Below are 21,817 nucleotides of genomic sequence, written 5' to 3' on the forward strand. Positions count from 1 at the left end.
TTATGATTGAAGCGGATCGTTTAATAGCTCCACAAGCTCAAAAAGAAGAAGAGTCTCTAGATCGTGCAATTCGTCCAAAGTATCTGGATGAATATATCGGGCAACCTCATGTGCGTGAGCAAATGAAAATTTTTATTCAAGCTGCAAAACAGCGTAGTGATGCTCTCGATCATGTTCTTATCTTTGGCCCTCCCGGGCTGGGTAAAACGACCTTAGCAAATATTGTTGCTAATGAGATGAGTGTTAATTTGCGCACTACCTCTGGCCCAGTTTTAGAAAAAGCGGGTGATCTTGCTGCCATGTTAACTAATTTAGAGCCTAATGATGTCCTTTTTATCGATGAAATTCATCGATTATCGCCAGTCGTTGAAGAAATCTTATATCCGGCAATGGAAGATTATCAACTAGACATTATGATTGGTGAAGGTCCTGCTGCACGTTCAATAAAAATTGATCTTCCGCCTTTTACCCTTATTGGTGCGACAACAAGAGCTGGTTCATTAACATCGCCATTACGTGATCGCTTTGGAATCGTACAACGCCTTGAATTTTATCGTGTCGAAGATCTGGAATATATCGTTAGTCGAAGTGCCAAATTTTTGGGTATGGATTTATCCTGTGAAGGGGCTCATTTAATTGCTAAACGTTCACGAGGTACCCCTCGAATAGCTAACCGTTTGTTACGTCGAGTCAGAGATTATGCTGATGTAAAATCAAAAGGTATTATCGATGAAAAAATAGCGACCAAAGCACTCGATATGCTCGATGTCGATAATGAAGGTTTTGATTATATGGATCGCAAATTATTGCTAGCTATTATTGAAAAATTTATGGGTGGTCCGGTTGGTTTAGATAATATTGCTGCTGCAATTGGCGAAGAGCGAGAAACGATTGAAGATGTGCTTGAGCCTTTTTTAATTCAACAAGGTTATATTCAAAGAACACCAAGGGGCAGAATTGCAACACCGCATGCTTATCGGCATTTTGGCATTATTCACGAATAACGATTTTAATCTGTTTAAATTATTAATAGATCTCTAAATTAAATGGATTAAATACCGTCGATTGACGGTATCTTTTATTTTAAGTCATCCTAATTCTTTTTCGGTAAAAATCCCGCTAAATAAGTCAGTACTTAAATAACGTTCACCTGATGAAGGTAATATTACCACAATGGTTTTATCGCTATTCTCCGGTAAGTTAGCCAATCTATCAGCGGCAAAAACTGCTGCTCCTGAAGAGATTCCCGCCAAAATTCCTTCCTTTTCCATTAAAATGCGCGCAGTTTCGATCGCTTCTTCATTCGATACTTTTTCCACTAAATCAATTAAACTCAAATCCAGATTAGCCGGAATAAAACCCGCTCCGATACCTTGAATTTTATGTGGCCCTGGTTTAAGCGGTTCGCCAGCAAGTGCTTGAGTGATTACAGGTGACTGGCTTGGTTCGACCGCAACCGCCATAATATTTCGACCTTGGGTATTTTTAATGTAACGTGTTACGCCTGTGAATGTTCCGCCTGTTCCAACCCCTGCGACAAAAATATCTATTTTTCCATCAGTATCAAGCCAAATTTCAGGCCCGGTTGTTTTTTCATGAATTTCGGGATTGGCTGGATTGCTAAATTGTTGTAGCATAATATTACGTTTGGGATTACTTGCTACCATTTCCTCAGCCTTTTCAATGGCGCCTTTCATTCCTTTTGACGCTTCTGTTAGAACTAAATTTGCACCTAATGCTTTCAATAATTTTCGTCGCTCAATGCTCATGCTTTCAGGCATGGTTAACGTTAATTTATAACCACGCGCTGCGGCAACGGCTGCTAATGCGATACCTGTGTTACCGCTGGTGGGTTCAATCAATTCAACATCCGGCGTTAATAAACCACGCTTCTCCGCATCCCAAATCATATTTGAAGCTATACGACATTTAACACTAAAACTGGGATTGCGTGACTCCACTTTAGCTAAAATATTACCATGACCAAAATGCTTTAAACGAACAAGAGGTGTATAACCAATAGTTTGAGAATTATCATCAAATATCTTACCCATGAATAAATCCTTATTAAAATATTAGAAAGGGATAGCATTGGAACATTATCGCTAATCATAGCTAATATTATAAATAGAACTCAAAAAGATGATACTAATTATTCATTATAACATTATGCATTTTAGCTATATCTTTGATCAAAGGAGTAATGCAATAAATCTAGACGCTGATTTAGCGATTATTTAAAAAGTTCATCGAAGTCAACAATATGCATTCCGTGTGCATTGGCATTTTTTAATAAATCCCGCTTTCCGTATCTAATTCCTGTTCAATGTTTTTGATCGCTTGTTCACACCGATAAATACGATTATCCAGTGTTGCAATCTTGATTGGATCGATTGACTCAGCAGAAAGTAATAACTCATATTTCATTTCTTGCAATCGACGCAAATAATCTAAATGGCGACAATGTTTTTCAGAGAGTGTTTCTTGAAATGAAAGTTTAGATTCTTCTTTTTTACGAAGTTGATGCGTCGCTAATTCACGGGTGAGGGCGGTGATTTGATTAACTAACATTTCAGACAAATAGACAATTTGTTCATCTTTTTGATTCATCACATTATTGACTAAAGCTTGAAAAGTTTGTTTGATTTTTTCTAAATAAAAAGCGTTATCCGTATTGATTTTGGTGGTATTAAATAAGTGTTCATCAAAATAGTGTTCTTGATAATTTTGTTGTTCAGATATATTGACTTGTTGTTCAAGTATATCAATTTGTTTTTTTAGTGATGCCAGCCGTTTCTGCATTTATTTTGATCTTAATAATGAGTTTCTGAACTATCATCTTGAGCAAAGTAATTGCCAAAATGCTTTTTTGATAAAGTTATCAGCTTCATAAATGATTCGAAGGTTAATTTTTCGTTCGTTTCTTTATTTTCTACCAAAATTTTTTTTTCAATTAGTTTTGATTGAATATGATTATAGCAATCGACTAAATTGAGTGGTAACGGAGATTGTGAACGCTTGCCTAACCAATAGATACCCTGAACAGGTAAACTTAACGCAAACAAGATTGCGATAATCGTCACCGCTAATTGTGCTGGCATATAATATTGCCAAACAGCTAACGCAATAATTATTGGGGGTAAATACTTCTTCGCGGTTTTTATGTGGTTTATGATTTTTAATTCGGGAAATGAATACGAAAGTGCTTTATCTTTTGGACAAAGTTCCATATATCGTTGACCAGTCTTAAATGCCTTAACTAAATTCATAAATTTGTGATTCCTCGACATTCACCTATTATTGTCTTAAAATAGTGCCATCCAATTAGGGGCTTTCTTTATTTTATCTTAAAATGCAGAATATCAGAAGTCACCTTGTATATTCACATCGATTATTAAATCATGTGTAGAGTTACCAATTTTGATTGGTATATATCTTTTTATTCAATTTATAGGAATTACTATGTCGTCAAGTAACAATGTTCTTGTTCTAAATTGCGGAAGCTCATCTTTAAAATTTGCTATTATCAATCCTGAAAATGGCGATGAATTTTTATCTGGGTTAGCTGAATGTTTTAATCTTCCTGATGCACGCATTAAGTGGAAACTTGATGGAAGTAAAAACGAAGCATCTTTAGGCGCAGGAGCTGCACATAGCGAAGCAATTAAATTTATTGTTAATAGCATCTTCCCACAAAAACCAGAATTATTAGATAGTATTAAATCTATTGGGCATCGAATCGTTCACGGTGGCGAAAAATACACGCAATCAGTTGTAATTGATGATTCTGTTCTAAAAGGAATTGAAGAAGCAGCGGCATTTGCACCATTACATAATCCAGCGCATTTAATCGGTATTCGTGAAGCATTTGCAGCATTTCCTCATTTGAAAAATAAAAATGTGGCTGTGTTTGATACGGCATTCCATACAACCATGCCGAAAGAAGCATATTTATATGCAATTCCTAACGAATTATACACCAAACATGGTGTTCGCCGTTACGGTGCTCATGGTACAAGTCATTACTATGTTAGCCGTGAAGCGGCAAAATTATTAAATAAACCAGTTGATCAAACCAATGTGATCACTTGTCACTTAGGTAACGGTGCGTCAATCACAGCAGTTAAAAATGGTAAATGTGTTGAAACCTCAATGGGGCTAACTCCGTTAGAAGGTTTAGTCATGGGGACTCGTAGTGGTGATATCGACCCTGCAATTATGTTCTTCTTACACGACAACTTGAAAATGTCTGTTGCTGATATCAATAACTTGTTAAATAAAAAATCAGGTTTATTAGGTTTAACTGGTGTAAGTAGCGATTGCCGTTATGTGACAGATCATTATGACACTGATGAAAATGCGAAAAATGCCTTAGATGTATTTGTACATCGTTTAGTCAAATACATTGGTGGATATGCAATGTTATTAGATGGTCGTTTAGATGCGATTATCTTTACGGGTGGTATCGGTGAAAATGCGGAAGAAGTTCGTCGTATGGCGCTTCAAAAATTATCAATTTTAGGATTTGAACTTGACCAAGAACGCAATTTAGCTGCACGTTTTGGTAAAGGTGGCACAATCACTAAAGATGGTTCAGCAATTGCAATGGTTATTCCTACAAATGAAGAACTCGTCATTGCTCAAGATGCTGCGCGTCTAACAGCTTAAAAGACAAATAAAACCGCCTTTATGGCGGTTTGTTTTTATATTTAATAAAGAATTAAGAGGAAATTGATTATGTCTCGTACTATTATGCTAATCCCAACCGGAACAAACGTCGGGTTAACAGGTGTGAGTCTTGGTGTTATTCGAGCAATGGAGCGTCAAGGAATTAACTTAAATGTATTCAAACCTGTTGCTCAACCAAGAGCAGGTGGGGATGCGCCCGATAACACCACCACTTTAGTAAGCAGCAACACATCTATACCAGCTTTAAAACCACTAAAAATGAGCCATGTTGAAAATCTATTAGGTTTAAATCAACAAGATGTGTTAATGGAAGAAATTGTCGCGCTTTATGCTGAAAATACCAAAGGTGCAGATGTTGTTTTAGTTGAAGGGATTGTGCCTACCAGTGATTATCCTTTTGCTAACGAACTAAATAATAATATTGCTAAAACATTAGGTGCTGAGATTATTTTTGTTGTTAATATGGGTAAAGATACTCCAGAACAATTAAAAGAACGAATCGAAATTGCACGTTCTAATTTTGGCGGTATTAAAAATGAAAAAATCGTAGGTGTTATTGTCAATAAAGTGAATGCTCCCGTTGAAGAACAAAGCCTTGCACGTCCAGATGTGGCAGAAATTTATCATACACCAAAATTTGATGATAAAAAAATCACAATCGACGATTTAAATGCGCACAGTCCTTTACCGGTACTTGGCTGCATTCCTTGGAATATGGATTTAAGTGCATGTCGTGCAATTGATATTGCCAAACATTTTGATGCAAAAATCATTAATGAAGGTGAGATCAAAAACCGTCGTATAAAACACATCTCATTTTGTTCTCGCAGTGTGCCAAATATTGTTAATCATTTACAACCAAATGCACTACTTGTCACATCAGCTGACCGTGTTGATGTTTTAGTTGCAATCAGTTTAGCCGCAATGAATGGTGTGGCAATTGGAGGGGTATTATTAACAGGTGGTTATGATATAGATGAAAAAATCTATAAATTATGCCAACCTGCATTTGATACAGGTTTACCGGTATTTACGGTAAAAACCAATACATTCCAAACTTCAATCTGTTTACAACAGTTTAATTTAGAAATTCCTGTTGATGATAAAGAGCGCATGGAAAACACGCAAAACTTTGTTGCTGACCATATTGATAGCAATTGGATCAAGTCGCTAAACCAAGTAGTGAATTCTGTTCGTCGCTTATCTCCTCCTGCATTCCGTTATCAATTAACTGAACTTGCACGGAATGCGAAAAAAGTGGTGGTATTACCTGAAGGTGATGAACCAAGAACAGTTAAAGCAGCCGCTATTTGTGCAGAGCGTGGAATTGCAAAATGTGTGTTAATTGGTAATCCAGATGATGTGCGTAAAGTTGCTGCTTCACAAGGAGTGACATTGGGTGAAGGCGTTGAAATCGTCGATCCTGAAAATATTCGTGAAAAATATGTACCGCGTTTAGTTGAGTTACGTAAAAACAAAGGCATGACCGAAGTGATTGCGCGAGAACAATTGGCTGATAACGTTGTGCTTGGAACCATGATGCTTGAAGCAAACGAAGTTGACGGTTTAGTGTCTGGTGCAGTGCATACTACGGCAAATACAATTCGCCCACCATTGCAATTAATTAAAACGGCACCGGGTAGTTCTTTAGTTTCCTCAGTATTCTTTATGTTAATGCCTGACCAAGTATACATTTACGGTGACTGTGCAATTAATCCAGATCCGAATGCGCAAGAACTGGCTGAAATTGCGATTCAATCTGCTGATACTGCTATTGCCTTTGGTATTGAACCAAGAGTTGCAATGATCTCTTATTCAACCGGTAGTTCAGGTCAAGGTGCTGATGTTGAAAAAGTAAAAGAAGCAACTCGAATTGCTCAAGAAAAACGTCCAGATCTCATGATCGACGGGCCTTTACAGTATGATGCTGCTGTCATGCCTGATGTGGCTAAATCGAAAGCACCTAATTCTCAAGTTGCAGGTAAAGCAACCGTATTCATCTTCCCAGATCTTAATACGGGTAACACGACTTATAAAGCCGTACAACGTTCTGCTGATCTTGTTTCAATTGGTCCTATGCTTCAAGGTATGCGTAAACCAGTTAATGACTTGTCTCGTGGTGCATTAGTGGATGATATTGTTTATACCATTGCATTAACGGCGATCCAATCAGCGCAAGAACAAAATGCAAATAACTAATTTATAAAGGTTATTTCAATATAAAAAAGAGGTGAGTAACATCACCTTTTTTTATATGCATTGATTTTTACCACACGCTTTTTTATCGACTCCATTAACGCTATTTCATTAATGTTATTTGATTGGTCAAAAAAAGTGTTTTAATTGACTATAATAAGAGTCAATACTCAGTTTTTTTAAATTAAATTTTACAATATAAAGGGGAGTAGAGACACAAGAATAAAATATAAAAACAATTCTAAGATAATTCATACTGTTTTAACAAAAAAATTTCAATTCACTCTTCATCTCATAACTGATTAAAAATTAATTAATGCCTTGAATTGATTATCAATCTTAATTATTTTTTTATAAAAAATAAATTGATGAATTTTTATCTTTTATGTAATACAATTGTATGTAAATGTTAACAAAGGTAAAGTTATATGAAAAGTCTTGAGCAAGACTTGATTAGAATTATTGCACCGAGTTTATATCATGACACCTCATGGAATGAAGCTGAGGTATTAGGGGCTATGATCTGGTTATGGAATCGAAATCCTGAATACAAAAAAGCGGAATTAAACTCCGCTTTAACCGTTTTGTTACCTATTATTCAGTCTAAAAATTTTGCTCTATTTATTCGCAACAACCAACCGCTAGGTTATTTAAATTGGGCTTATCTCAATCGAGAACAAGAGCAACTCTATTTAAACAAAAAAAAACCTTATATCAATTTTGTTCAATGCAATCAGCCAATGGAATCTACACGCTTGTGGATATTATCTTTTTTTTGCCCATTTGGACTGCATGAAGTGTTACTAACCAAATCGTTAGGAAAAAAAGTCCTAAAAAATAATCTTTGCTTTTTTGGCTATCACAAGTCAAAAACAGAAACAGTCGTTAAAAAAGTTCAGTGCTAATCATTAATATGCAGTTTAAATCTGTTTTTTCTCTATAGTTTCAGATGGTTCTTAATTAAATCGTTGTCATTCTCGATAGTAATTTGTTGTCGTACTTATTTTTTATCGTTAATTTGAAGGAAATTAATATGAACCAAATTTATCAAACGAAATTTAATGTTATCACGGGTACTACTATAGTGTGTTCTGAATTAGTACGACGAGCAAGTAAAGCAATGATAACATTATGTGTTTTAGTTACCTCTGCTTCTTCGTTTGCTTTAGACTGTACCGCCAGTGCCGATGGCTCTTACTTGGTCGGTCAAAATAGCCCAAGCTGTAATAATATTAACGCAGCGACCGTTAACCAATCGGGTAATGCCAGTTTTTATATTCTTACTCGAAGCCGATTACATGAACAACTCAATGTCGGTGATACAACGCTTACCGCCAATGTAAACGGTGATTACACTGGTCTGGCTAATCAATATACCTATGGCGTGTCGGGCGGCTCAATTAATGCAGGTAATTTAAATTTTACCTTGAATAACAACGGTAACATGCTAGGTCTTGCCACTTATCACAATGTTAATCTGACTGCAAAAAATGTGGAATTAAATATCAATGATAACTATACGCGTGGTGGCAATTCAAGTGGTACGGTTGCCTCTTATGGTTTATTAGCTGGTTCGTCCGTTAATGCCGGTGAGAGAGATACGTATAATGGTAAATACAGTACAATCACAGTGGATAGTTTGAAAATTAATCAAACAGCAAAGGGGGGCAAAACCCAGCCAATTTTAAATAACGGTATTCGAGCAATTCAAGGCGCCTATGATAATTCAGGCGATGGTTCTGCAGGACAAGTTATTATCAATGATAATTTAGATATGACATTAACGGGAAATCGCTCAATTGGTATTTATGTTTCGGGCAATCCAACCAATCATGGCGTTGCAGAAAATAAAGGCCGAAACGGTCAGTTAACCCCAAAAGTAATTTTGAAAGGAGAGAAAAACACTATCATCATTAATAAAGGTAATGATAGCTCAAGGTTAAACTGGGATAGTGTGGGGATTAAACTGGGTAAAACCCGTAATACAGGTGAGGGGCCAGGTATTTTAGAATCACATGGGGAGTTGACTATTGATACCACTAACGCTTTAAATGGTAGTGGTATCAAAATGGTTAGGAATTCTTCATTAACAGCAAATTTTGATAATAGTAAAACGATCATTAAAACCAATGGTTATGCATTGGAAATTGGTACCCATGATGATGCGACTTCAAGTGGACAATTTGAACAAGCTGCATCACACAATATGAGTATCAGTTTAAATAATGCAATATTTACCACAACAGGAACAAGTGCTGATCCCGTAATTGAAGGTTCTGTTGCACGCAAAGATTTAATTTTTGTTGATCAAGGTCAACAAAATGTTAATTTTACAATTATGGGTGATGAAACCGATCTCCATGCTAATCAAGACGGCTATATTCTCAACGTCAGCGGTAATTACACTGCACCTAATTATCAATTTTTTTCTAATACGTATGATGCTAACGGTGTTGAACAAGGACATGATGACTATGAAGTTTCCTCTGTCAGCTTTTATGCTTATGGTAAAGGAAGTATGACTGGGTTAATTTCCAAAGGGCAAGTAAAAGAGAAGGAGGGTCAAATTCTTGATATAAATAAAGAACCAGGAGTTTGGTTAGATTTAGCTAATGACTTTCGTTGGAATTTGCAAAAAAAAGGTAATGATAATATATCAAAATTAAATACGATTCTAATTGAATCTGGTGGAACAATCAATGCAGCTTATAATGATGATGGTGGTAATGATTTTATCGTACAAGCTGATGTTTATAGCAATTCAGGCATTATTAATTTAGATAATTCCTCTCATCAAAAATATAATGATATATTAACTATCGATGGTAACTATACCGGATCTAATGATGCTCAAATAAGATTGAACACATCGTGGAATAATGCCAGCGATACTTATGCGATGAATTCACAATCTGATGTGTTAAAAATCACAGGTACTGCATCTGGTTGGACTAAAGTGATACCGATAGATGCGAATGGCACAGAAAACGTGATTGATGGTAATATAAGTCAAATTGACGCAGTGATAAATACTGTTCCCGTGATTTATGTAGGACAAAGTAAAAATGAACTTAATTTTCATGGTGAAGCGCACACAAACGGCGCGACTGAAATTCAACTAGCAAAACGTCAAACAGCTGATGGTGACGAATATTTCTGGACTATGCAAGCAGGTACGACACCACCACCACCGCCGCCGCCACCACCACCGCCGCCACCGCCACCGCCACCACCGCCGACGCCAGAACCGCCGACGCCAGAGCCACCGACGCCAGAGCCACCGACGCCAGAGCCACCGACGCCACCGACGCCACCGACGCCGACGCCGACAATTAAACCTAAACCCATTTTTGCCAGTCCGGTAGCAGGATATGTTGCTATGGCGAGAGTCAATCAGGAACAAGGATTTTTAAGTATTGGTTCTTTACATGAACGTCGGGGAGAATACACCAATTTTGATTTAGCAAATTGTAATACTTGTGAAGAGTTTTTAAGTGAAACTTGGGGTAGGATTTTAGGCAAACACATAAAACAAGATGGTAAAGATCGATTAAATTTAGAGAGCGATATATATGGATTCCAATTTGGTCATGATTTGCTGAATAATGTAAGTGATGATGGAAGTCATAATTATACAGGTATCTATTTAACCTATAGCAAAGCGCATACCGACTTTTCCGATAAATATCGAGCTGTACATGGGATAATTGACCATAATAAACGAACAGGAAAAGGCAAATCAGAATCGTTGAGCTTGGGATTAACCAATACTTATTTTTCAGTAGAGAATAACTATTTAGATTTAGTTGGACAGTTTTCCTATTTACGTAATAAATATGAAGCTCGTAATGGTAATAATCCACATACTCAAAATGGGTGGGCATTTGCCATTTCGGCTGAAGCTGGGCACACCTTTAAAATAAATCAGAATGATCTTGATAAAGACTATTGGATAGTTGAGCCTCAAGTTCAATTAGTGTACCAATATGTTGATTTAGATAGTTTTAAAGATAAATATCGTCGTGTTGATCAAAATAATCAGGATCTATTACGGGGTAGAATCGGTATTCGTTTGGGTAATAATAACCAAGCAACAGTTGAGCAGCATACCACATTCTATGCAATTGGTAATATTCTGCATGACTTTATCAAGCCAAGCCAAGTTACCATAGGTAGAGATAAACTGCGTGAAAATTATGCTCGTACATGGGGAGAATTGGGCGTTGGGTTAAAAACGCCTTTATTTGAAAAGACTTATCTTTATGGCGATGCTCGCTACGAACACGATTTTGGAAATACCAAACGGCAAGGTTATCGAGGAAATATCGGTATTGAACATAAATGGTAAGTGTAAATTAATAATGTAAATTATGATTTAGTTTCAAAGTGTTATCTATGTTACACTCATCTTATACGTAATGGCTTGTTTAGCATTACGTATATTTTTTATCTAACATAATAGTAAGTTACATAATAAAAAATATTGATTTTTTTAGACTTATTAATCAACTAAGTTTGCAGCAAGATAACTCAATAATCATAATGAATAGCTAAAAACAGCAAATACTTAAATTTTTAACTCAAGCTATTCTTCAATCAGTTCGGTTTTTTAAGAGTGTTAAAAGCATCGTCATAAAGTGCTTTTTATCCTCTTTTAATAATGAAAAAAATTCTTGATCCATTTGTTCAACTAAAGGAACGGTTTCATTTGCCTTATCAAGCCCTTTTTGCGTTAATACAATTGATTTTGCACGACTATCTTTGATTGAACAAGTGCGTTTAATGTAATCTTTTTTCTCTAAATTCTCTAATATTTGAGAAATAGTCATGACATCAATATTCGTTTTATGGGATAGAATAACTTGTGTTATCTCATCAGGATATTGAGATAAATAAGCTAGGGTCGCTAGCACAATAAATTGGGGATGTGTGATAGACTGTTTTTTTAAACAATTTTTTATATTTGTATGCCAGGACGAATAAGTTTTCATAAAAAGAAAACCAACAGAGTCTGAATCAGATTGGAATTGCGTCAAAAACTTATTGTCCTTTGCCATAACTTACCCTTCAACTAAACTATTTAATTTGTATGTTTTATCAATAATATCATCCGAAATCTGTTTAATAAAATTATAAGATGCATGAGTATCCATTTTCGGATCCGGTTTTAATGAAATTTCTGACTTCAATGCATATTGATTATGCGATAATTCAATAATTTGATGTGAAAAATAGAGTAAACCTATGTCAGGCATATCAAATTGTTCGGTAAATTCTTGTTCATTAATTATTTTAGATAACGTCACGTCCATTTCTGGCATATTTTGTAATTTAAAAATACCTTTAGAACCGGTTTTTAACTCGCCCGTGATACGAAAATCTTCAAGATCGGTTTCCCATAATTTTCTGAAATTAAGATCAGTATAGTATGGCCATATTTTAGATGGTGTAGCCTTTGTTGGTAGTACAAAAGAAATTGAAATAGTATTCATCGTTTTTTCCTCGTTTTGATAAGTCTGCATATTATAAGTATACTTATTAAATAAGTAAAGAAATTTTATTGTATTAAAAAAAATTATATTCATGATTAAAATCGGTTAGTTAATTCAAAAAGAAAATAATTAAGATCTGACTAATTCATATAAGGATTGTCGTTTTATTAACAAAATAAAATACCGTATCAGGATATATTGAAACTTGCAAAGGTAAAATATTTACAATTGTTTTTTTATTTAATCCGTTCAATTTAGTCGGTAAATGATACAATACCACCTTGATTTTGTAATAGACCATAGTTTAGGAACAAATTTGATGAAAAATGACATCCACCAGCAACGTATTTTAATTCTTGATTTTGGTTCACAAGTTACCCAATTAATTGCACGTCGGATTCGTGAAATTGGTGTTTATTGTGAGCTTTGGCCGTGGGATGTATCGGAAGAAAAAATTAAACAATTCAATCCTAAAGGGATTATTTTATCGGGTGGTCCAGAAAGTACGACAGCACAAAATAGCCCAAGAGCCCCCGAATATGTTTTTAACGCAGGTGTGCCTGTTTTAGGTATCTGTTATGGTATGCAAACTATGGCAATTCAAGTTGGTCAAGGTGGACAAGTCACCGGTTCAAATCAACGTGAGTTTGGTTATGCTAAAGTCGACATTATCGGACGCTCAAAATTAACTGACGGCATTTTAGATAGTACTAACAACGATGGTATAGATCAACTTGATGTCTGGATGAGTCATGGTGATAAAGTCACAACTTTACCGGATAGTTTTACGGTCATTGGTCGAACAGAAACCTGCCCATTTGCCATCATGGCTAATGATGAAAAGCAATTTTATGGCGTTCAGTTTCACCCCGAAGTCACTCATACAATAAAAGGGTTTGAATTGCTCCAACGGTTTGTAATTGATATTTGTCATTGTGAAAAACTATGGACACCATCTTCTATTATTACCGATGCAATTACCCGAATAAAAGAAAAAGTCGGCAAAGATAAAGTATTATTAGGGTTATCGGGTGGCGTTGACTCTTCTGTTACGGCATTATTACTCCATCAAGCCATTGGTGATCAGCTGACCTGTGTTTTTGTCGATCATGGTTTATTACGTTTGAACGAAGCGCAACAAGTTATGGACATGTTCGGCAATAAATTTGGGTTAAATATTATAGCCGTGAATGCCGAAGACCGCTTTTTAGCAGCCCTAAAAGGGGAGGCCGATCCCGAAGCTAAACGCAAGATTATAGGGCGTGAATTTGTCGCTGTGTTTGATGAAGAAGCGGCAAAACTCAAAGATGTGAAATGGTTAGCACAAGGTACTATTTATCCTGATGTGATCGAATCTGCGGCAGCTGATACCGGTAAAGCACATGTGATTAAATCGCATCATAATGTCGGTGGTTTGCCAGAAGAGATGAAAATGGGGTTAGTGGAACCACTACGAGAACTTTTTAAAGATGAAGTACGTAAAGTTGGGTTAGAGTTAGGTTTACCATATGACATGTTATATCGTCATCCATTCCCTGGACCGGGTTTAGGCGTTCGAGTACTTGGCGAAGTGAAAAAAGAGTATTGTGACTTACTCCGTCAAGCTGATGCGATCTTTATCGAAGAACTGTATAAAGCCGACCTATACCACAAAGTCAGCCAAGCTTTCACCGTATTTTTACCGGTACGTTCAGTCGGCGTAATGGGGGATGGGCGTAAATACGACTGGGTTGTCTCGTTACGTGCAGTTGAGACTATCGACTTTATGACCGCTCACTGGGCACATCTGCCATATGACTTCTTAGGACGAGTATCAAATCGGATCATTAATGAAGTAAACGGAATATCTCGCGTTGTTTATGACATCAGCGGTAAACCGCCAGCGACGATTGAGTGGGAATAAAAAATAACTTAATAATCCAGCATAATCGAAATATCAGCGCTGATAAAGCGCTGTTTTTTGCTGTAGTATTTTCCAATCTGCTGATTACAAACAGTATAACAGTCATTTGGGTAGAGAAATTGTCTTATTATCGTTGATGATTAAGAATCAGTGCTTAATGTCTAATTACAACCTTATCCTTTAAACCCAATCAAGATAAGGTTGTCATGTTTATTCCATAAAATGATCTAAAATAAACTATTTTTATTAACCGATTTTACTTTTTCTACATGGGACTCAATGACATCCCAATGTTCAACGATCTTATTGCCTTCGACACGATAAATATCACATACTTTATTTACAGTACCGTCTGGTAGGGAACATTTATAAAATACGTAAACCATATTCGCTTCACAACTGATGTTGATAATGTCGAGTTTGGGTTTAGTTTTAATAAACCCTTTGAAAAATTTAATAAATCCTGCTTGACCATCTTCAACTTGAGGATTATGTTGAATATAGTTTTCTGCAATATAATGAGGAATTTTATCCACATTACCGTTAATAAAAACATCTTTGTAATAATTTTCGATCAATTCTTTATTTTTCATCATAGTTACCTTTTGTTAGAAAGACATACATTCTATTGAAATTAATGACTTATTAAGAAAAGAAGAAAATCTGAATAGCTATTGTGTATTAAAAAATGGATATGATAATGATAAAGACTGTAAATAATAAATGGCAGTTAGTGTTATACCACCTCCTTAATCAAATGTCACGATTTCTGTTTAAACTCGATTAGTCTAAAGTCGACCATATTAGGTCATTTTAATCTTACTGGGATAACTTAACACAATAACTAATTATTTTATCAATATAAAGCATTCGTAATAGGAATCAAAAAAGTCTAAAGGCTATCACAGTCTATCTATTAAAATGTATTGGATAAGTATATACTTAAACAAATGCTGTGTATTTGTGATATCAGTAATGTTTCATTTATGAAGGATTATCAAATATGATTTTAGGTAATATTAACCATTTAAATTTAGTCCCTTATTTGCCTGCCAAAATAAAGCAATCGATTGAATATATCAAAGATAATGTCAATCAAAATACGCCTATAGGGCGTTATGACATTGACGGTGATAAGATATTTTTTATGCTATCTGATAGTTCAACTCGTCACATTGACAAGGCTAAACCTGAATATCATCAAAAATATATTGATGTGCAAATTGTATTAGACGGTCAAGAGGGAATGGCGATTAATACTTTACCACCTTACACTAACAGGCTCGATGATCAACTTACTACTAACGATATTGCATTTGTTGAAACCCCTAAGGAAGAAACATTACTGGTTTTGCATTCAAACGATTTCATTGTTTTTTTTCCTAATGAAGTCCATAAACCTTTGTGTGCAATAAACAATAACATTAATACTGTTCGTAAAGTGGTCATTAAAATAGCCTTAGATCATCTTTAATTTAGGAATCATTGCGCTAAATTGAGATGAATTTAGCGTATATACTATGACATACTTGCCAAAATTGCATCCAAGCTAATGAGTTTAATAAATAGTGAACATCTATTTTCAATGCTTACTTCGAAAAGTCGGTTAACTGGCACATTATGCTTAAATGTTCTGGCATTAACGGAGTACGATAAAACTCATTATGATATTTTGCTCATTGAATTTTATTGATAAATTTGTTAGCGTTAATAAAAGAACCGTAAAACCCATAAACTCATCAACGGTGAATTAGTACTATATTTCATCACTCATCACTGGTATAATATACAGTTAAATTTTCATTTGAATTGTACAAAAAACATACTTAAGAAGAGATCTATGTCAATTAAAGATATCGATATTCGAGGTGCGAGAACGCACAACTTAAAAAATATTAATGTCATTATTCCACGCGATAAACTTGTCGTTATTACAGGGCTTTCAGGTTCTGGTAAATCTTCATTAGCATTTGATACGCTTTATGCAGAAGGGCAACGGCGTTATGTCGAGTCATTATCCGCCTATGCACGACAGTTTTTATCATTAATGGAAAAACCCGATGTTGATCACATTGAAGGATTATCGCCAGCGATTTCAATTGAACAAAAATCTACATCACATAATCCACGTTCAACGGTCGGCACGATTACTGAAATTTATGATTACCTCAGGTTGCTTTTTGCCCGAATAGGAGAGCCTCGTTGTCCAAATCATAATTTACCGTTAGCAGCGCAAACCGTGTCGCAAATGGTCGATAGCATTATGGCATTACCGGCTGAAAATCGATATATGCTACTTGCACCAGTGGTGACCGAACGTAAAGGGGAGTTTGTTAAGCTTTTTGAACAGCTTTCTGCAAGCGGTTATATACGGGTAAGGGTAGACGGTGATGTCTATGATTTATCTGATCCACCACAACTTGAATTACAAAAGAAACATACTATTGAAGTTGTTGTCGATCGTTTTCGTATTCGTGATGATTTAAAACTACGTCTGGCAGAATCGATTGAAACAGCACTATCCATTACCAATGGTATAGTTAAAGTAGCTAATTTGGATGATCCAAAAGCTGAAGAAAAAATATTTTCGGCTAATTTTGCCTGCCCAATTTGTGGTTACAGCATTTCTGAGTTGGAACCTCGTTTATTTTCATTTAATAATCCAGCGGGTGCTTGTCCCGAATGTGATGGTTTAGGTGTTCAACAGTACTTTGATCCTAAACGCATTGTACAAATGCCTGAAGTTTCGTTAGCTGCGGGCGCAATAAAAGGCTGGGATCGTCGTAATTTTTACTATTTTCAGATGTTAAAATCTTTGGCGGATCACTATAAATTTGATATTGATAAGCCTTACGAAAAATTACCTGAAAAAATAAAAGATATTTTATTAAATGGTTCGGGTAGTACCGAAATTACCTTTGTTTATACTAATGATCGTGGTGATGTGGTTAAACGAAAACATACTTTTGAAGGTATCATAAATAACTTAACGCGTCGCTATAAAGAAACCGAATCACAAACGATTCGTGAAGAATTAGCTAAATACATCAGTAACCGCCCATGTCCATGTTGTCATGGATCAAGGTTATGTACAACAGCAAGACATGTATTTATTAACGATACAAATTTACCAACGATTAGTGATTTAAGTACTCAACAAGCAAAAGAATTTTTTGACAACTTAGTATTAACCGGCCAACGTGCCCAAATTGCAGAAAAAATTCTGAAAGAAATTAATGACCGATTACAGTTTTTAATTAATGTTGGACTTAATTATTTAACGTTATCACGTTCGGCAGAAACCTTATCCGGCGGTGAAGCGCAACGTATTCGCTTAGCCAGTCAAATCGGTGCCGGTTTAGTTGGCGTAATGTATGTACTTGATGAGCCTTCTATCGGTCTTCATCAGCGTGATAATACTCGCTTAATTGATACATTGACTCATTTACGTGATTTAGGTAATACCGTCATTGTGGTTGAACACGATGAAGAAGCGATTATGGCTGCCGATTACGTGATTGATATTGGTCCGGGGGCAGGGGTTCACGGGGGCGAAGTTGTGGCTCAAGGAACACCTAAACAAATCATGGAAAATAATGCATCGCTTACAGGAAAATATTTATCCGGTAAAGAAAATATCGAAATCCCCGCAACACGTACTAAAGTTGATAAAAAACGGATGTTATCGCTAATCGGGGCAACGGGTAATAATCTTAAAGATGTCACGTTAAATATTCCGGTCGGACTGTTTACCTGTATCACAGGGGTATCGGGATCGGGCAAATCCACATTAATTAATGATACTTTATACCCACTCGCTCAAAATGAACTCAATGGCGCTGAAAAAAGTGATATTGCACCTTATAAATCCATTAAAGGTCTTAACTTTTTTGATAAAGTTATCGCGATAGATCAAAGCCCGATTGGACGAACACCACGTTCAAATCCTGCTACTTATACCGGATTTTTTACATCGATTCGTGAGCTTTATGCAGGAGTACCTGAAGCACGAGCCAGAGGGTACAATCCGGGGCGATTTAGCTTTAATGTAAAAGGTGGACGTTGTGAGGCTTGTCAAGGCGATGGCTTAATTAAAGTTGAAATGCACTTTTTACCTGATATTTATGTGCCATGTGATCAATGTCATGGTGCACGCTATAATCGTGAAACGCTTGAGATCAAATACAAAGGTAAATCTATTAACGAAATTTTAAATATGACCGTTGAAGAAGGGCGTGAATTTTTTGATGCGGTTCCAATGATCTCTCGAAAATTACAAACCTTGATTGATGTTGGTTTGGCTTATATTACTATTGGTCAATCGGCAACGACATTATCGGGTGGGGAAGCTCAGCGAGTTAAATTAGCCAAAGAACTATCAAAACGTGACACAGGTAGTACGCTCTATATTTTAGATGAGCCAACGACTGGTTTGCATTTTGCCGATGTTAAACAATTACTTGCGCAATTGCATACTTTACGTGATAAAGGTAATACTATTGTCGTCATTGAACATAATTTAGATGTCGTCAAAACCGCTGATTGGATCGTGGATCTTGGGCCAGAAGGGGGGAATGGTGGCGGTGAAATTATTGCCGAAGGTACACCAGAAGAGGTTGCAAAATCGAAAATATCTTACACGGGTCAATATTTAAAACCACTATTAGATAAACAAAAAAGAAAGTAAAATAGAGTCAATTTTGATTAAAGGATTAAAAAGGACGGGAGGCAACTCCCCACTTTTATTTATTTCTCTATTAATAAACATCGATAAAAAGTTCATTAATTGAATTAGTTTAACTTTTTATCGATATAATAATCAGAAAATAGGTACATCTAGGGAGGGGCTTTTGTCATTAGAAATCTTAGCGATGATCATCATCGCCTATCTTTGTGGTTCATTGTCAGGTGCTATGATAGTTAGTCATGCTATGAAATTGCCCAACCCCTTAACGCATGGCTCTCACAATCCTGGGGCAACCAATATCCTACGAATTAATGGTAAACTACCTGCTATTGTTGTCTTAATTTTTGATATGTTCAAAGGTACGCTACCTGTGTATCTGGCGTATCGAATAGGAATATCGCCCTTCTTTTTAGGTATTATTGGCATTTCTGCTTGTCTTGGGCATATTTTCCCCTGTTTTTTTCATTTTAAAGGTGGTAAAGGGGTTGCGACAGCATTAGGGATGATGGCTCCGATTGGACTTGATTTTACAGGATGTTTTATACTGACTTGGCTAATAACCTTATTGATAACGGGCTACTCATCAGTTGCAGCTATTATCGGGTTTCTTATGGCGCCATTTTATGTTTGGTTGTTTAAACCTGAGTTGACCTTACCGGTAACTATGCTTTCTTGCCTCATTATTGTTCGCCATAGTAGTAATATTATGCGTTTATTAAAAGGTGAAGAACCAAAAAGCTTAAAGCGATTAAAACTGTAATTTAATGGCATCAGTCGGATTCAGATCGGTTAACATAACAGTATTGACATGACGATAGCGATGAAAAATGAGTTGTTAACTTCACAAATTATTACTTGATGATTATCAGTTAGAAATTCGCCTAAAAAAGTATCAATCTCAATAAAATTCTCGAAAAAAGAACACGTACATTGATGATGATTGATTCTTCATCGAATTAATTGGTGTTATCACTTTCCTTTTAACTTATCCAAAAATAATCATCTTTTCAGTTTAATGGTATTGAGTATATTGCTCTTTGGATTCATCATTGACCAAAAATAACGTTGTATCACTGGCTAACACCGCGTTATGCAAACGTATTTTATCTTGTTCATTAAGCTGCTTAATACAAGCAACGACATAACTACACGTTTTATTTTGTAAGGCTTTTTCAATCGTTGATACCAGATTTTCATTTTTTATATTGGTGATATGGATTACTTTTTGCTTATCTAAACCGGCAAAGTTAACCCAAGATCGCTTTAACATCGGTCTATCGGATAACCAAAGCTGCCATTTTTTTGCTTTATTAAATGAACGTAATAACGGTCGCTGTTGTTGTAATACTTGCTGAAAAGGAGATTCAAACTCAAACGCCATAATTTGTTGTGATGATTGTTCAATAAGCATAATGACCTCTAACTGTATTAATATACAGTGTATATTAATACAGTATTTTAAGGTTGTAAATATTTTTTATGTTATGTTAGGCTAATCAATTATTAGGCTAACAAAACGATCAAGAACGAAAATATTGATAAGTCCAAATGCCTAAAAAAGTCATCAATACCGAGCCAACAACATGGATACCTATTGTCGCTAATGCCCATGTTACTCTGCCTTCCTGTAAAAAATTAACAATTTCAGCCGAAAAAGTAGAAAAAGTTGATAAACCACCACAAAAACCCGTGACGATTAATAAACGCCATTCAGGGGAAAGATTAGAATGATTAAAAAAAGCGATGGCAAAACCAATAATATAGCCAGCAATTAAATTAGATAATAGTGTTCCGATTGGAATAGTAAAGGCAACCACATTGAATTTAAGTGATAAAAACCAGCGAAGTAAACCACCCGCTACAGAACCGAATGAAATGGCTAAAATAAGTTTTAGCATCAACAATCCTTAATAAAATTTGAGAAATGATTTTTACTCAGTGAATGAGAATGTCATTATAAAATGACTTAATAAATATTGACTAGTTTTTGTATAACAAATTCTAATAACGCTGCTTGAACACTGAGTTTCAATAGGGTATCAAAAAAATAGAGTTCTTAGGGTATATCTAATAGTACTTAACATAAGTTATTCAAACCAATCTTAACCGATTAAATTGATTTGTTAAGGAATGAATGATAAACATAGAAATTTATTATTAGATTACGATAAAATGGAGATCTCAAAAGATTCAAACGGAAATAATATGTTTACGGGTATTGTACAGGGTGTTGGTCAAATAATTGATATTAACGATCAAGATAAATTACGAACTTATAAAGTTAAACTTCCAAGTCAGCTAACGCAAAATATTGAAATTGGTGCTTCGATTGCGAATGATGGATGTTGTTTAACGGTAACAGGTTTTGCAGATGATTGGGTCTCATTTGATATCATGCAAGAAACGCTAGCTTTAACCACATTAGGCGATAAAAAACTGAATGATTACGTTAATATTGAACGCAGTGCAAAATATGGCGATGAAGTCGGTGGACATATCATGTCTGGACACATCTCTTGTACAGCAACGATTGTTGATATTCAAAAAACGGCAACCAATTGCCAGATGCAACTTACACTACCCAAACAGTTTATAAAGTATGTTTTATATAAAGGTTTTATCGGCATTGATGGGGCTAGTTTAACGGTGGGCGAAGTAGATGAAAATCGTTTTAAAATTCACCTTATTCCCGAAACATTAGCGATAACAACGTTTAAAAATAAAAAAGTTGGTGATAAAGTCAATATAGAAATTGATTCACAAACTCAAGCGATAGTTGATACGGTTGAGCGAGTATTAGCAACTAAGTTTAAATGAGGTTGAAATAGAACATTGTGATGTAAACTGCCG

Annotated in this window: 18 protein-coding genes; 10 read left to right on the forward strand and 8 right to left on the reverse strand. The window is 35.6% G+C overall.

The window, feature by feature from the left end; translation table 11 throughout:
- Positions 1–2 precede the first annotated feature (2 nt).
- Complete coding sequence (ruvB, locus tag ACGH46_RS08380; protein ID WP_411605246.1) at positions 3–1,004, forward strand: Holliday junction branch migration DNA helicase RuvB; 1,002 nt, start codon at positions 3–5, stop codon at positions 1,002–1,004.
- An 84-nt stretch (positions 1,005–1,088) separates the two neighbouring features.
- Here ruvB and cysK read toward each other — a convergent pair whose 3' ends face one another.
- From cysK to yfbV, 3 genes are all read right to left on the reverse strand, one after another.
- Positions 1,089–2,054: a cysteine synthase A gene (gene cysK / locus ACGH46_RS08385; RefSeq protein WP_411605247.1), complete on the reverse strand. Its 966-nt coding sequence runs from the start codon at positions 2,052–2,054 to the stop codon at positions 1,089–1,091.
- Between the two features lie 235 nt (positions 2,055–2,289).
- A complete protein-coding gene (gene priC / locus ACGH46_RS08390; protein WP_411605249.1) occupies positions 2,290–2,802 on the reverse strand; it encodes a primosomal replication protein PriC in 513 nt (170 codons plus the stop codon).
- An 11-nt stretch (positions 2,803–2,813) separates the two neighbouring features.
- Positions 2,814–3,269 (reverse strand): terminus macrodomain insulation protein YfbV, encoded by a 456-nt coding sequence (gene yfbV / locus ACGH46_RS08395; protein WP_267351883.1) that lies wholly within the window; start codon positions 3,267–3,269, stop codon positions 2,814–2,816.
- Positions 3,270–3,462: 193 nt separating this feature from the next.
- On the opposite strand from yfbV, the gene ACGH46_RS08400 reads away from it, so the two are divergent.
- From ACGH46_RS08400 to ACGH46_RS08415, 4 genes are all read left to right on the forward strand, one after another.
- Entirely contained in the window at positions 3,463–4,668 is a 1,206-nt protein-coding gene (locus ACGH46_RS08400; RefSeq protein WP_065558167.1) for an acetate kinase, read from the forward strand.
- 69 nt (positions 4,669–4,737) lie between these two features.
- On the forward strand, positions 4,738–6,888 hold the full coding sequence (gene pta / locus ACGH46_RS08405; protein ID WP_267351884.1) for a phosphate acetyltransferase: 2,151 nt from the start codon (positions 4,738–4,740) through the stop codon (positions 6,886–6,888).
- 425 nt (positions 6,889–7,313) lie between these two features.
- Positions 7,314–7,790, forward strand: a complete 477-nt coding sequence (locus ACGH46_RS08410) for a toxin-activating lysine-acyltransferase (RefSeq protein WP_411605251.1) — start codon at positions 7,314–7,316, stop codon at positions 7,788–7,790.
- Between the two features lie 128 nt (positions 7,791–7,918).
- The gene (locus tag ACGH46_RS08415) at positions 7,919–11,233 is read left to right on the forward strand and encodes an autotransporter outer membrane beta-barrel domain-containing protein (RefSeq protein ID WP_411605253.1); all 3,315 of its coding nucleotides are present in this window, start codon (positions 7,919–7,921) and stop codon (positions 11,231–11,233) included.
- Positions 11,234–11,477: 244 nt separating this feature from the next.
- Here the strand turns inward: ACGH46_RS08415 and ACGH46_RS08420 are convergent, their stop codons facing one another.
- On the reverse strand, positions 11,478–11,942 hold the full coding sequence (locus ACGH46_RS08420; protein ID WP_267351887.1) for a MarR family winged helix-turn-helix transcriptional regulator: 465 nt from the start codon (positions 11,940–11,942) through the stop codon (positions 11,478–11,480).
- 3 nt (positions 11,943–11,945) lie between these two features.
- Positions 11,946–12,377: a hypothetical protein gene (locus ACGH46_RS08425; RefSeq protein ID WP_267351888.1), complete on the reverse strand. Its 432-nt coding sequence runs from the start codon at positions 12,375–12,377 to the stop codon at positions 11,946–11,948.
- Positions 12,378–12,696: 319 nt separating this feature from the next.
- Between ACGH46_RS08425 and guaA the strand changes: the two genes are divergently transcribed.
- Complete coding sequence (gene guaA, locus ACGH46_RS08430) at positions 12,697–14,280, forward strand: glutamine-hydrolyzing GMP synthase (protein ID WP_267351889.1); 1,584 nt, start codon at positions 12,697–12,699, stop codon at positions 14,278–14,280.
- Between the two features lie 227 nt (positions 14,281–14,507).
- On the opposite strand, the gene ACGH46_RS08435 is transcribed toward guaA, so the two are convergent.
- Positions 14,508–14,873, reverse strand: coding sequence for a nuclear transport factor 2 family protein (locus ACGH46_RS08435; protein ID WP_411605255.1), 366 nt, complete (start codon positions 14,871–14,873; stop codon positions 14,508–14,510).
- Positions 14,874–15,283: 410 nt separating this feature from the next.
- Between ACGH46_RS08435 and ACGH46_RS08440 the strand changes: the two genes are divergently transcribed.
- The 3 genes from ACGH46_RS08440 to plsY all read left to right on the forward strand — a co-directional run bounded on the left by ACGH46_RS08440 (position 15,284) and on the right by plsY (position 19,727).
- Positions 15,284–15,754, forward strand: a complete 471-nt coding sequence (locus ACGH46_RS08440; RefSeq protein ID WP_411605257.1) for a YhcH/YjgK/YiaL family protein — start codon at positions 15,284–15,286, stop codon at positions 15,752–15,754.
- A gap of 372 nt (positions 15,755–16,126) precedes the next feature.
- Positions 16,127–18,967 (forward strand): excinuclease ABC subunit UvrA, encoded by a 2,841-nt coding sequence (uvrA, locus tag ACGH46_RS08445; protein ID WP_411605277.1) that lies wholly within the window; start codon positions 16,127–16,129, stop codon positions 18,965–18,967.
- Between the two features lie 163 nt (positions 18,968–19,130).
- Positions 19,131–19,727 carry a glycerol-3-phosphate 1-O-acyltransferase PlsY gene (gene plsY, locus ACGH46_RS08450; protein WP_267351893.1) on the forward strand — a complete coding sequence of 199 codons (597 nt, stop codon included), beginning with the start codon at positions 19,131–19,133 and terminating at the stop codon, positions 19,725–19,727.
- 252 nt (positions 19,728–19,979) lie between these two features.
- Here the strand turns inward: plsY and ACGH46_RS08455 are convergent, their stop codons facing one another.
- Entirely contained in the window at positions 19,980–20,378 is a 399-nt protein-coding gene (locus tag ACGH46_RS08455; RefSeq protein WP_267351895.1) for a cell division inhibitor SulA, read from the reverse strand.
- 109 nt (positions 20,379–20,487) lie between these two features.
- On the reverse strand, positions 20,488–20,865 hold the full coding sequence (gene crcB / locus ACGH46_RS08460; protein ID WP_411605259.1) for a fluoride efflux transporter CrcB: 378 nt from the start codon (positions 20,863–20,865) through the stop codon (positions 20,488–20,490).
- Between the two features lie 307 nt (positions 20,866–21,172).
- Between crcB and ACGH46_RS08465 the strand changes: the two genes are divergently transcribed.
- Complete coding sequence (locus tag ACGH46_RS08465) at positions 21,173–21,784, forward strand: riboflavin synthase subunit alpha (protein ID WP_267351897.1); 612 nt, start codon at positions 21,173–21,175, stop codon at positions 21,782–21,784.
- Positions 21,785–21,817 lie beyond the last annotated feature (33 nt).

The sequence above is a fragment of the Gilliamella sp. CG22 genome, assembly GCF_046635725.1.
Lineage (GTDB): Bacteria > Pseudomonadota > Gammaproteobacteria > Enterobacterales > Orbaceae > Gilliamella > Gilliamella apicola_I.